Origin of the sequence: Gordonia sp. w5E2, from assembly GCF_036540975.1 — a bacterium.
In the GTDB taxonomy this organism is placed as follows: domain Bacteria; phylum Actinomycetota; class Actinomycetes; order Mycobacteriales; family Mycobacteriaceae; genus Gordonia; species Gordonia jacobaea.
Map to the genome: position 1 here is coordinate 4,759,929 of NZ_CP144213.1, position 13,050 is coordinate 4,772,978.

Annotated in this window: 11 protein-coding genes; 3 read left to right on the forward strand and 8 right to left on the reverse strand. The window is 66.5% G+C overall.

The genetic code is table 11. The features are described 5' to 3' along the window. Positions 1-4: 4 nt before the first annotated feature. Positions 5-1,321 (reverse strand): ROK family protein, encoded by a 1,317-nt coding sequence (locus tag RND64_RS21555; RefSeq protein ID WP_082938102.1) that lies wholly within the window; start codon positions 1,319-1,321, stop codon positions 5-7. A gap of 557 nt (positions 1,322-1,878) precedes the next feature. Here RND64_RS21555 and RND64_RS21560 point away from each other — a divergent pair. After that, positions 1,879-2,967 (forward strand): sigma-70 family RNA polymerase sigma factor, encoded by a 1,089-nt coding sequence (locus RND64_RS21560; protein ID WP_049699415.1) that lies wholly within the window; start codon positions 1,879-1,881, stop codon positions 2,965-2,967. A gap of 168 nt (positions 2,968-3,135) precedes the next feature. Here RND64_RS21560 and RND64_RS21565 read toward each other — a convergent pair whose 3' ends face one another. After that, positions 3,136-3,555: a VOC family protein gene (locus RND64_RS21565; RefSeq protein ID WP_049699414.1), complete on the reverse strand. Its 420-nt coding sequence runs from the start codon at positions 3,553-3,555 to the stop codon at positions 3,136-3,138. Positions 3,556-3,618: 63 nt separating this feature from the next. Between RND64_RS21565 and RND64_RS21570 the strand changes: the two genes are divergently transcribed. Continuing rightward, on the forward strand, positions 3,619-4,365 hold the full coding sequence (locus RND64_RS21570; protein ID WP_049699413.1) for a histidine phosphatase family protein: 747 nt from the start codon (positions 3,619-3,621) through the stop codon (positions 4,363-4,365). 34 nt (positions 4,366-4,399) lie between these two features. Here RND64_RS21570 and RND64_RS21575 read toward each other — a convergent pair whose 3' ends face one another. From RND64_RS21575 to RND64_RS21590, 4 genes are all read right to left on the reverse strand, one after another. Next, a complete protein-coding gene (locus RND64_RS21575) occupies positions 4,400-5,413 on the reverse strand; it encodes a phosphotransferase family protein (RefSeq protein ID WP_049699412.1) in 1,014 nt (337 codons plus the stop codon). Then, positions 5,410-6,633: an acyl-CoA dehydrogenase family protein gene (locus RND64_RS21580; protein WP_049699495.1), complete on the reverse strand. Its 1,224-nt coding sequence runs from the start codon at positions 6,631-6,633 to the stop codon at positions 5,410-5,412. Before RND64_RS21580 ends, RND64_RS21575 begins: the two co-directional genes overlap by 4 nt. A gap of 137 nt (positions 6,634-6,770) precedes the next feature. Beyond that, the gene (locus RND64_RS21585; RefSeq protein ID WP_049699411.1) at positions 6,771-7,421 is read right to left on the reverse strand and encodes a TetR/AcrR family transcriptional regulator; all 651 of its coding nucleotides are present in this window, start codon (positions 7,419-7,421) and stop codon (positions 6,771-6,773) included. A gap of 4 nt (positions 7,422-7,425) precedes the next feature. After that, positions 7,426-8,058, reverse strand: a complete 633-nt coding sequence (locus tag RND64_RS21590; RefSeq protein ID WP_049699410.1) for a TetR/AcrR family transcriptional regulator — start codon at positions 8,056-8,058, stop codon at positions 7,426-7,428. Positions 8,059-8,124: 66 nt separating this feature from the next. Here RND64_RS21590 and RND64_RS21595 point away from each other — a divergent pair, with 66 nt between their 5' ends. Next, positions 8,125-8,973, forward strand: coding sequence for an oxygenase MpaB family protein (locus RND64_RS21595; protein ID WP_049699409.1), 849 nt, complete (start codon positions 8,125-8,127; stop codon positions 8,971-8,973). Here the strand turns inward: RND64_RS21595 and RND64_RS21600 are convergent. Beyond that, positions 8,915-10,177, reverse strand: coding sequence for an alpha/beta hydrolase family protein (locus RND64_RS21600; RefSeq protein ID WP_235434375.1), 1,263 nt, complete (start codon positions 10,175-10,177; stop codon positions 8,915-8,917). The genes RND64_RS21595 and RND64_RS21600 overlap by 59 nt on opposite strands. 65 nt (positions 10,178-10,242) lie before the next feature. After that, positions 10,243-12,996 (reverse strand): AfsR/SARP family transcriptional regulator, encoded by a 2,754-nt coding sequence (locus RND64_RS21605; protein ID WP_049699493.1) that lies wholly within the window; start codon positions 12,994-12,996, stop codon positions 10,243-10,245. Positions 12,997-13,050: the final 54 nt, after the last annotated feature.

The window sequence follows — 13,050 nt, forward strand, 5'->3', positions numbered from 1 at the left end:
CCCCTTATGCTGTCGCGGCGAGCGCCTCGAGCGGATCGCCGTAGACGGCGTCGAGCGAGACGGCTCCCGCCGCCTGCTGCTGCACCGTCACACCCGAATGAGACACACGGACATCGCGTTTGGGCGATACCGAGGTCTCGCGGATCGCTGTGGCAACCAGCGGCAGCGTCGACGGATTGTCCGTGAACGCCTGCCCGCCGAGGATGATGTGGTCGGGGTTGAAGATGTCGGCCATCAGCGCCACCGCACGGCCGAGGACCGTCGCGCGCTCTTCGAGAAGCGCGCGGGCGGTTGCGTCACCGCCGCGGGCGAGCGCGTGCACACCCTCGATGTCGGTCACGTCGAGTCCGAGTGCGAGCGCGGCCTCGACAACGCCGGTGTCACTGGCGGTCGGCTCGAGTCGACCGGTGTGCCGCGGGTCGAGCAGGGTGGTCGCCCCGGTCGGGAAGTGCCCGATCACCGGCGGGCCCGCGGTCGGTGTGTGCACAGCGCCGTCGACGCTGAACGCGATGCCGACCATCTCACGCGCGTAGAAGTAGAGGAAGCTCGAGCGCTTGTCGCTGGGGTTCACCACGAGTTCGGCAGCTGCCATCGCTTCGACGTGCGACGCGACCGAGACGGGCAGCCCGACGGCTTCGGCGATGATGTTGCCCACCGGGGCATCCGACCACCCGAGACGCGGATGGTCGACAAAGCCGCCCTCGGCAACACGGCCACCGATCGCGACACCGGCCCACAACACTCGACGATTCGACCAGCGGCCGACGAAGCGACGTGCGCTGTCGCCGATGGCGGTCAGCGTCTGCTCGGGGGTCTCGGCGATCGGCGTCGGGATCTGGATGGCACCGACGACGCGGTGTAGCAGATCGTGGGTGGTGATCGAGGTGACCTTGTATCCGATGTGGATACCGAGAGTCAGGAAGTCGGTCACGTTGATCTCGAACGGCAGGCGCGGACGTCCGATGGCCCCGGCGGGCGCAAGGTCGGCGCGTTCGCGTAGGAGACCCGCCTTCAGCAGCGCGCCGACCTGGCGATTCACGGTCGAGATCGACAATCCTGTTGCCTCTGCGGCGTCGTCGCGGAAAATCGGGCCGGAGAGTCGAGCGGTGCGCAATACGAGCGCTGCGGGTTTGTCGGAGAGCTCAAGGCGCGGTGTCGCGATCTGAATCGGCCGCCCCCCTCTCCGGACGCTACGTGGTTCGAGTCCTGGCACAGGCGTCGGCCGTGGCGTCGACCTGCGTGGGATCGGACGTGCGGCCGGCCGTCGGACCGGTGAGGAAAGCGTAGCGGTGCGGATGGGCTGATCAACGGTTGCGGTCATGAGTTGGTGTCCCTAGGTGTCGGTGCAGCGGTGTCGGTGCAGCGAATCCGTGGCGCGCAACATCGTGGCGCCGCGAGCTATTTGTCTACGCGTCCGGCAACGATGTGCACGGCAGGCGGTCGACGATGATCGCGGAGGATTCGCGTGGAATGCGGAAGGTTGGTGAAGAGTGAAGAACTCGGATCAACGCATTCGGCGACAACACAGCACACGGGCGAACGGCAGACGACAACCCAGAGCGGTGATCACGTAGGTCACCTCTGAGATCTGCGCCAAGGCGCGGTCGTGCTCGCTCGTCATGAGCACGAAGCTAGCAACTGATCGCAGCGGGCCGCAACTCCCTTGCACAAGCCTTGCCGCAGGTCACAGACCACTTCGCGCGCTCGGCAGAGGCGTTTACCGGCGAGAATAGGCCGCCGAGAGCGCGGCGTCGCGGGTTAGACGCACCGCGCGCAAAAGTCGCGTTCCACTTCGATCGGGATAGGAACCCGACCTGCGCGTCTATCGAACGTTTTCAACCGTAGAGCTTGTCGGTGCCCTGTCGTAACCTTGATCACATGCCCCCGCAGACCGCCACCACTGCGCATCTTTCCAGCGAGTCGTCCACCACGGGCGACGCCGAATTCCACGCCGCGACCGAGCCGTTGCGCCGCGAGATCCTGGCCCACTGCTATCGAATGATGGGGTCGCACCACGACGCAGAAGACCTCACCCAGGACACCTACCTCCGGGCTTGGCGCGCGTACGACAAGTTCGACGGCCGCGCATCGGTACGGACGTGGCTGCACAAGATCGCGACCAACACGTGCCTGACCGCACTGCAGAGCAAACAACGCAGGCCGCTGCCCTCGGGGCTCGGCGGCGACGCCTTCGACCCCACCGACACACTCGAGACCGACGGCGAGGTCCCGTGGCTCGAGCCGTACGCGGGCGCCGTCGACGAGATCTCTCCCGGCGACGACGCCGACCCCGCCTACGTCGTCGGTGCACGCGAGTCGATCCGCCTCGCATTCATCGCGGCGCTACAGCACCTGCCCGAGCGGCAGCGAGCCGTCTTGATCCTGCGCGACGTCCTGCAGTGGCGAGCCGCCGAGGTGGCCGACACCATCGGCGTCACAACCGCAACCGTGAACAGCCTTCTGCAGCGCGCCCGCGAGCAACTCAAGAATGCTGCGCCACAGCACGATTCGACAGAAGAGATCACCGACGACGCCAAACGTGAACTGCTTGCACGGTATGTCTCGGCGTTCGAGCGGTACGACGTCGACGCCATCGCCGACATGTTCACCGACAAGGCGATCTGGGAAATGCCGCCCTTCACCGGTTGGTACCAGGGTCCGGCTGCGATCGGCACGCTCATCCGACACAACTGCCCCGCAGAGAAGGCGGGCGACCAGATCCTCATACCGACCATCGCGAACGGGCAACCCGCATTCGGCCTTTACATGCGCGAACCCGACGGCGTGCACCGCCCGTTCCAACTCCAGGTTCTCGAACTCGGCACGGCGGGCCCCGACTCAGCACCCGGCGTCACGCACGTCGTCGCTTTCTTCGGCGACGACCTCGCCACCGACTTCGCCCGCTTCGGCCTGCCCGCAACCCCGTACGACGCGCCGCCCCGCACCCAGCCGAGCCCCTGGCACTGATCGAGCGCCCCACCCGCTGATGGAGCTGCACCTGCTGGTCGAGCCTGTCGAGACCACCTCAGGTGATTTCGACTCGGCAGCTCGCTCCGCTCGCGGCCGGCTCAATCAGCGGGAAAGGGCCGCCCAACCGCTGATCGAGCGCCCCACCGCTGATCGAGCTTGTCGAGATCACCCCGCCTCGGTGATCGCGCCCGGGTTCATCCACACGATCTCCCAGGCGTGGCCGTCGGGATCGCAGAAGCTGCGGCTGTAGGTGAAGCCGTGGTCGTCGGGCTCACGCAGCGCGGTCGCGCCGTTCGCCAGCGCGGTGTCGGCCATGTCGTCGACTTCGTGCCGAGACGACGCAGAGAACGCGAGGACCACCTCGCGCGACGTGCCGGCACAGAACCGCGCGCCCCGACCCGCCGCGGAGTACCCCGCGAAACGCTGGGCGGCAAGCAGCACCAGCATCGTGCGCTCGTTGATCGGGAGACAGACTGTTCCGGCGTCGCAGAACCATTCGTCGGTGCGGAAACCGATGCTCTCGAAGAACCTGCGCGAGCGCGCAGTGTCGTCGACGGGCAGCGTGATGAACAACGTTGACGCCATACACAGACCGACCTCTACGCCACCCGGAAGTCATCGTTCCTCGACCGCATAGGCTCTACGACCATGGGAGTGATCTACCTCGTACGACATGGCCAGGCCAACCCGTCCGCGTACGGGGTCGCCGACAGTGCGCCCACCGGAGACGCGCCCGCCGACGACTCAGCCTCAGCCGTGAGCAACCCCGGCCCCGGCCTCACCGACACGGGTCGGGTCCAGGCGGGCCTCACCGGAACCCTGCTGTCCGCGCAGATCAGCGGTGTCACCGCCGCGATCAGCGGCGACCTGGCCCGACAGACCGAGACACTTGCCGGCGTTCTCGCCCGACTCGACTCCGCACCGGAACCGATCGTCGACCCGGCGTGGAACGAGTACGAACTGCCCGCGCTCGTCGGCGCAGCGACCCCGGACGAGTTCGCCGATCAGAAGTCGTATCAGCAGCGCCTCGACGCAGGCCTCGCGCACTGGATCGACCAGACGAGCATGGCGGAGGCCGAGGGCGCGACCACGCCACCCGGCTCCGGCGAAACCTATCCCGAGTTCCGCTCGCGGGTCACCGGTGCCGGCGAGCGTGCAGCGGAGTTGGCAGGCAGCGGGCAGACCGTCCTCGTCGTGTCGTCGGCGGGCACCATCACTCAGGTGATCGCCGAACTGTGGGGAGTGCCGCCGCACCGCTGGCCTGCGATGGCTCGCACGATGGTCAACGCATCGGTGACCAAACTCCTCGTTGGCCGAAGCGGGACCTCGGTGATGTCACTCAACGAACACGCCCACCTCGTCGACCGCGACGGCGGCATCGCGACGTTCCGCTGAACGCCGACGTTCCGCTGAACGGTTCGGCCCGACGCTAACCCAGCGCGGCCAGCCCCGCGGCGATGAATTCGCCCGTCGCCTCGGCTGCGTGCTCTGCGCCCTCCGACGCCGCGCCCGCACGTGCGCGATGGCTGATGCCCTCCGCGATCACACCCAGCTTCAGGTTGGCCAGCCCGAGGTAGAACGGCCAGTCGCCGAGGTCGTTCCCGGTCAGTGTCGCGTACCGCTGGGCCATCTCATCGGCCGACGGGTAGCGGTCACTGGTCCAGGCGCCGTCGAAGCCGAGAACCCGATCGAAGATCGGCGTGCGGTAGACGCACATCAGGGCGACGTCGGTGATCGGATCGCCGAGCGTCGACATCTCCCAATCGACCACTGCGGCAACAGTTCCCGGGTCGTCGGTCGAGAGGATCGTGTTGTCGACGCGGTAGTCGCCATGCACAACGGTCGCACGCGCCTGCTCGGGCACTCGCTCACCGAGTGCATCGACGAGCCGATCGACGTCGGGCAGATCCCTGCCGCGGACGTGCGACCACTGCCTGGCCCACAGCTTCACCTGCCTACCCGCGAAACCCGTTGGCCTACCGAACTCCCCGAGTCCTACCGCCTCGAAGTCGACGGCGTGCAGCGCGGCGAGGGTCGAGATCAGCCCCTCCGCATTGCGTGCCACCTCGTCGTCGGAAAGTGCCGAGAGGTCGTCGCCGGTCCGGATCACCGTTCCGTCGACGAATTCGACGATGGTGCACGGCGCACCGAGCACCGAGCCGTCGGCGTCGAAGGCGACCGGCGTGGCAACCGGGACGTCGGTGCGCGAAAGTGCCGATGTGACAGCCCATTCCCGGCCCATGTCGTGCGCCGAGGGCGTGAGGCCACCTGTCGGAGGCCTACGCGCAACCCAGCGGTGCACGCCGTCGGAGACCATGAAGGTGAGATTCGACTTTCCGCCGCTGATCAACTCGACGTCGAGCGGCCCCGCGACGTCGACTCCGTTTTCGACCAGAAAGCGTTGCAGGACTTGCGGTTCGAGTACGAGCTCCGCGGTGCTCATGCGTTCTCTCCAGGCTGCGTCGACGTGCGATTCTTGCGCGCACGCCCGACGGCTCTGCGCGCAAGTGCCCAGCGGTGCACCTCGGACGGACCGTCGTAGATGCGGAACGGACGCAATTCGCGTTGCAGCCGTGCGAGCGGCAGGTCGTCGGAAACGCCGAGCCCACCGCACATCTGGATCGATCGGTCGACGACTCGCAGATAGGCCTCTGCGGCGAAGGTCTTGGCGATCGAGGTCTCCGACGACGCGTGACGCCCCTGATCGAGTTCGTAGCAAGCCTTGACCAACAGCGCACGCGACGCCGCGAGGTCGATCTCGTTGTCGGCCACCATCTGTTGGATCATGCCGAGATCGCCGAGGGTTCCGCCGAATCCGTTGCGGTGTGCGACGTAGTCGACGCCAACCTCGTGACAGCGCACCGCCACTCCGAGCCAGCGCATGACGTGGGTCATGCGCGCCGGACCCAGCCGCACCTGGGCGTAGCGATAACCCTGGTCGACCTCTCCGAGCACATCGGCATCGGGAACGAAGACATCGGTGAATCGCACCTCGCAGTGGCCGCCGATCATCGCGCGATCGGTGGTGTGGATGTGGCGCGTGACCTCGATGCCTGGCGTGTCTCCGGGCGCCAGGAACATCGTTGCCCCGCCACGGTCGCCGGGTGCCCCGGCGGTGCGCGCCATGATGATGTAGAAGCCTGCGCCCTCGGCTCCGGTGATGAATCGCTTCTCGCCGTTGATCTTCCACCCGCCGTCGACCTTGGTCGCCTCTGTGCGCAGTTGGTTGGGATCCGAACCGGCTCCCGGCGCGGGCTCGGTCATCGCGAATGCCGAACGCACGTCGCCATTAGCAAGTGGCGCAAGGTATTTGAGCTTCTGCTCGTCGTCGGCGATGTGGGCGAGCATGTGCACATTACCCTCGTCGGGGGCTCCGATGTGCAGCGCGGCAGGCCCGAAAGTCGAGTATCCGCCCGCCTCGAAGACCGGCACCCGATCCGACATCGAGAGTCCGTGACCACCCAACTCGACGGGGGCGTGCGGCGCGAAGATACCCAACTCCTTGGCCTGGCTATTGAGATCACGCCGCAGATCGTCGCCGCCTGCCGCGGTGATGTCGCCGTCGTTCGCATTCTCGATCGGCAGCACGACCTCGTGGATGAATGCGGTCGTCCTCTTCACCAGATCGTCAACCTCGGGCGAATAGCCCAGTTCCACTGCCATCAGGGTCTCCATCCTCGGGGTGCCACGCAGGTTCAACTCGAACCCCACGCCCAATCTCTCCGACCGAGCGTTCGTTCGGTGGCCCAAGACTGCCAGAGACCGTCGACTCAGGTCAACCCATCGAGGCGCGAAGCGCTTCAGCGCTCAACGTATCCGACGGTCGCCCTCGACAAGTCCAGATTGCGCGCGATCAGCTCGTCCGGTCCCAGTTCGCCGTCCAGCTTGAACCAGGTCGAGACGCCGACACACATCGTGGTGACCGCACGCGCGGCATCCTTGGGATAGCTCGTGCGGAAGTCGCCGGCCTCGACCCCGGCGAACACGATCCCGTCGACCATCCGCTGCTGACGGTCACGAAGACCGATGTAGGTCTGCTTGTACGAGCTGTCGAGACTACGAATCTCGGTCGATCCGACGAACGCCTGCTCACGCCGGTACATATGGAAGCGCAACAACGACTCGACGACCGCGTCGAATTGGTCGACCGGTTCTGGCCCAGCCTCGGCAACGGCCTGCTCCGACCGCGCGAGCAGGTCGGTCATCGTCCTGTCGAGCAGGCCCTGCAGTAGTGACTGCTTCGACGGATAGTGGTGATAGAGCCCCGGAACGGACAGGTTTGCCCGCGCGGCGATCTCGCGCACGGACGTGCCGTGGTAGCCGTGCTCAGCGAAAGCCGCGAGTGCAGCCGCGAGCGGAACGGGCAACTCGGGCTCGCCGAAATCGCGCCAACGCCCGGTCTGCTCCTCCACTTCCGCATCGTCGACGCCGCTACTCATGGCATCCAACATATCCCTATCCCCTCCGCGTCACCGCAGGCACCAGCGACATCATCAATGCGACGCTGAGGTCGACGACCTCGTCTCGACCCAGCGGCACCTCGTCGTCGAGCCACGAAGACAGCAGGCGTGCGAGTCCTCCGACCTGGAATTGCGCAGCCCCCACCGCCTGTGGACTGGGAGGGGTGTGCAGTGCCGCAGAGGCGGTGTCGAGCGTGATGGCCGCGAACACGGCCGTCGAATCGCGTCGCTTGTCGGCGAGGACGGGACTCGTCAGCATCGGGGAGAAGAGCAGTCGTCCTTTGCGACGGTCGGAGTCGATGATCGAAACGATGGTCGCGACGGCGGCACGAACCTTGTCGCCGACATCGTCGCCGGTGGCGAAAGCCGCGAGCGCATCGTGCGAGATCTCGTCGATCACGCGGTCGTAGGTGGCTGCGACCAGCGCGTCTACCGTCTCGAAGCTCTCGTAGAAGTAGCGAGGATTGAGCGACGCCGCGCCACACACCCCACGAACCGTGACCGACTGCGGCGGCTGCCCGCCGAGCACCTCGAGCGCGGCATCCATGAGGGCGGTGCGTCGACGCGCAACACGCTCATCGCCCTTCACCCCGCTGTAGGTCCGCAGTTCTTCGCTCACGCAGACCATCTTGACATCTGCCGCGATACCGGCGTTGAATCAGGCAACGGCCGTTACCAGATAGGAGCCGCTGCGATGACGGTGCCCGACACGCAGTCCGACCACCCGGCAACCACGCGCGACGAGATCGACAGCTCTGATCTCACGATGCTCGGCGCCGCAGCGCTCGCCGGGCCGGCGAACGTGATCATGCAACTAGCGATGCCGGCCGTCGGCTACGGCGTCTACGAGAGTCGCGTCGACTCGGGAAACCTCTTCAAGCATCCGGTCAAACGCACGAGGACCACCCTGAGCTATCTCGCCGTCGCCGCCATGGGTTCGCCGTCGGACCGTAGGGCGTACCGGCGGGCGGTCGGTCGGGCACACGCCAGGGTCCACTCCACTCCCGACAGTCCGGTCGCCTACAACGCGTTCGATCCGGCACTGCAACTCTGGGTCGCCGCGTGTTTGTACAAGGGTTGGGAAGACGTCCAACACATCTACGGCGATCCGTCGATCATCTCGGAGGAGACCTACCGTGCGGGCGCGGTCATGGGCACCACCTTGCAGGTGCCGCAGCACATGTGGCCGGCAACTCGCGCGGACTTCGAAACCTATTGGCAGAACACTGTTTCCACGCTCGAGATCGATCCGCCGATACGGGAACATCTGCTGGCGATCGCACGCATGGAGTTCGCAGGCCCGGTCGTGTCACGGCTCGGCGGTTGGTGGTCGTACATCATGACGATCGGATTCTTGCCCGAAGACTTCCGCGACAAGATGGACGTCGAGTTCACCCCGCGGCAGCAGACGGTCTTCGACGTGCACAACGCGATTGTTCGACGCGTCGTGCGCCACCTTCCGAAACCGTTGCAGCAGTTCCCATTCAACGTTCTGCTCGCCGACGTGCGGCGTCGTATCCGCACCGGCCGACCACTGGTCTGAGGGCGACGCTGCCGGCGAGTACACCGTCGAGCCAGTCGTAGACCACGCCGTCCCAGACGCGCTGGCCGAGACCACCGCAATGGCCGGAGATGCCGGTACGTGCATCGGGGGCGAAGAGTTGTTTGGACTCGACGTCGAGTGCGTCGAACAGCAGCTTGCCCTGCCCGCCGACCGGGTCGCCGTGAGATTCGACGATCATTGTGGGACAACTGATCTCGCTCACCCGGTCGAGCATGGTGAAGGTCTTCAGCTCGCGGAAGTACTGGGCGATGGTTCGCACCCCGTGGCAAGCCATGCGGGAGCCGAAGAAGTCGGCGCGTTCGCGACTGACCCGGCTCAGCACGGTCATCAGCGGTGCCGCCATACGACCCTTCCACCCGGCGGGAATCTTGGCACCCATGTCGGGCTGCGCGGGATCGCAGATCATCGCAGCAATGCGGTTCTCCCCCGCGACGCCGCGGGGTACCAGGTAGCCGGCGAATGAGCGTCCTTCGGCGACGAGTCGGCGGTCGTCGACGCCGGGCACTGTGACGAGCCAATCGAGGATCTGCGAAAGCACTGTCTCGTAGTCGGGTCGGAAGTACACGCGGTCGACGATGAGCGTCGACCCCTGTCCGGGTCCCTCGACGGAGAGCACGTTGTAGCCGCGGGCCAAGGCGCCCTGCGCGAAGCCCCACCCCGATTCGGCGGTGGAATCGTAGCCACAGGGCATGACGATGGTCGGCCGCCGACGATCGTCTACGACCGGCCGAAACAGCCAGCCGTGGATGTCGATCCGATCGCCCGACGAGACGAAGGGGATGGCCACTTCGGCTGCGGTGACAGGGCTGGCGGTATGTGGCAACAGCGCCATTGCCTGCGCAAAGGTCTTGCAGTGAGCCTGGTAGGCCTCGCGGAGCCGCTCATCGTCGAGGTCGGTGCGCAGGTAGAAATAGGCCTGGCGGTAATACTCCGAGGCCCTGAGGTAGCACTGGTGGGCTGTCACGAGATGCCCACCGGCATGTGCCTGTTCTGCGGCGTCGCGCACCGACTCAGCGCGAGCCAACCACCGCTCGTACCACCGCTGCGGGTGGTACTTACCGCCGATCTCGCCGGCAGTCGTGTACGCCTCACCCAGATCGGCTGCGCCGACGGCCGCCGCCATCAGGGTGCGGCCGAACTGACCGTCGAACTCCTCGTTGGCGAATGCCAGTCGTTGCCTCATCTGAACCTCCGGGATCTGGTGTCGTGTGGTGCCACCTACGAGACCCCGAGGTCCTCACAAAACGCTCACATCCCGGAAAAGGCCTGGTGATCGTTGGTGCTCAGTGCGTCGCCTGCATCGCCCCACCCGGCGTGCCACCCGTTCTCGAACTCCGTCGGATCGATCTCTCGGCAGGTGCGCAACGAATCGCGCGTGAACGGACTCCGTGGCCACTCGAGTCCGGCATCGACGGCGTAGCGACGCGAAACCGCGAATGCCCGACCCGCCCGCCCGATCTCGCCTGCGGCCGACAGATGGTTGCCACGCTGCTCCATCGAATCGCAGATCTGGACGCCCCCGCATTCGAGGTACGAACGAAAGGCCTGGTCATTCCATCGCAGGCCCATACGGGTGTCGCCGGAGACGAGTGCCGCGATGCCCAGCATCACGGCGGCGAGATAGGTGGCAAGCGGATCGCCGCGTTCGGTGCCGAGAGCGAGCGCTGTGTGCGCCATGTCGAGAGCCTGCGCGATCTCACCGGCGATCACCGCGCACAGCGCCTGAGCAGCGATGACCGTTGGTGCGGTGTCGACGTCTCGTCCCTCGATGGTGGCCGCGGCCCACTCTGCGTAGTCGGCCGCGACGGCGTGGTCGTCGCCGGTCCATGCCGCCAACGACGCCAGAGCAAGGCGGACCGTATGCGTGTCCGGGTCACGGTCGCCGGGCACGATGAGGGACTCGAGTTCGTCGGGTGTGTACGCCGTGAGGTGCTGGTGCGCCTCGTCGGTGTTCTGACTGAAGGCGAGTGCCGAACCCAGCGCCAGAGCGACCATGGCCGAAGTCCGCGGACTGCATGCACCGTCGGCGACAGTGGCCGACGCCAGACGCAGAACTCGGATCCCGTCAGCCAACCGACGGCGAAAGAACCAGTAGGCGCCGAGTCGTTCGAGGAGGTCGATGTGCGAATCGAGCAGGACCGGGTCGATCACGACCGATTCCAGGAATGCCATCACACTGCTGTGATCGTCGTCGACGCGGGCGAGGTCACGTGCCGAATGCGCCGTGATACGCATCGGAGTGGCTGCCAAGAGTTCGACGATCGCCGCGTCACGCGCCTGTGACGCGGCTGCTGACTTGTCAGGGCGCTTCGCGCGAGCGTGGTCGGCAACGCTGTCCGGGATCGTGAAACGCGTTGGACGGTACCGGGTCCCGCGTATACGCCACAACAGTGAGCGCCGCGCCAACTCGCTCAGGTCATCGGCGATCGATGGACTGTCGCAGACCGCTTCCGCGAGCGCTGCGGTGAATGGATTGCGCAGTGCAGTGAGCCGGGTGAAGCGATCGAACAGATCGTCGTCCATCGCGTCGAAGGCGAGTGCGAACGCCCGCGTCACGGGTTCGGGCACCGCGGTGTCGAGTTGATCGGCCACCTCGCCGATCGAGAAGGTCACGGTGCGGGCAGCGGCGAGCTCCAGGCCGAGTGGGAGGCCGCCCATCGCGCGGCAGATCCGGTCGAGGTCGCCCAGATCGTCCGCCCCGACGTCGAATTGGCCAGTGGCGCTTCGAATCCGGTCCACGAGCAGACGATGTGCCGGCGGCATCGTATCGCCGGGTGCCTCTGTCGGTAGCGGGTGGACGGTCACCACGTGTTCACCGTCGACCCCGCTCGGTACGCCGACCGCGAGCACGGTCACGGCGGCGCAGCGTCGTAAAATCGTGTCAATGTCTTTGTCTACCAATCCGTCTCGAACCAGTTCCGACTCCGACACACGGTCGAGGACGAGAAGTACAGACATGGCCGACAGGTGGTTGCACACCTGATCGAGGGCGGTGCCCGCGTCAGCCGATGGCTGAATCCGCATGGTCTCGGTTATCGTCGTCGCGACGTCGGCATCGCCGCGCAGACCGATGTACCAGACGCCGTCGTCGAAGGAATCCGCCGCGCGCCTTGCCGCCTCGATCGCGAGGCGTGTCGCGCCGACGCCGGGGATGCCGGTGATGGCGACGGCACGCTCGGCGTCGAGGAGGCCGACCACCATGGAGAGTTCGGTCTCTCGCCCGACGAAGGACGTGTGCTGCGACGGCAGCCGTACGCGTCGTACCGCGCGACTGTGGTCGTCGAGCACGTGCAGTTGCGCGGCCCGCACCTGCGCGCCCGGTTCCACGCCCAGTTCGGTGGCGAGCAGTTCCCGGATGTCGCGATAGGCGGTGAGCGCCTCGGCCCGTTGACCACCCGCCGCCAACGCCGCGATCTTGACCGACCATGCGTGCTCATCGAGCGGGTCCAGGGTGATCAATGCCTGCGCTTCTCCGAGAGCACGGTCGGCGTCGCCTGCGGCGAGAAAGAGATCGGCACGGCGGCCCAAGACCGCCGCGCGGACGGAGATCAATCGTCGCCGTGCCTGATCGACGGTCGGTGTGGAGATCGCAGTGGTGAATGGCTCGCCACGCCAGCGCCGCAGCACATCGTCGAGGTCGTCGATGGTCGCGGTGCCGGACTCGTCGAGTGCCGCGCTCGCAGCGGAGTCGAAGTCGACGGAATCAACGGTGGCCGCGGAGAGGTCGAGGCGATATCCAGCCCGGTCGGTGACGATCACCGATGCCTCGCCCCGCGGTGAGAGTGCCTTGCGGAGCCGCCAGATCTGCGACTCCAACGCGCGCTGAGTCCGTTCCGGCGCATCCGGACCCCAGACTTCCGCGATGAGCGTCGCGGCAGACACCGGATGCCCGGCATGCGCACACAGCACAGCAAGGATCGTCCGTGGTTTGGCGCCACCGATGTCGCAGCGATCGGTTCCTCGTTCGGCGACGAGCTCACCGAGGTCGCGGATCACCAACATCGACACGGCTCATCGCGTCGGTGGTGCCTCATAGAGAGATCCTATCCGCGGCCG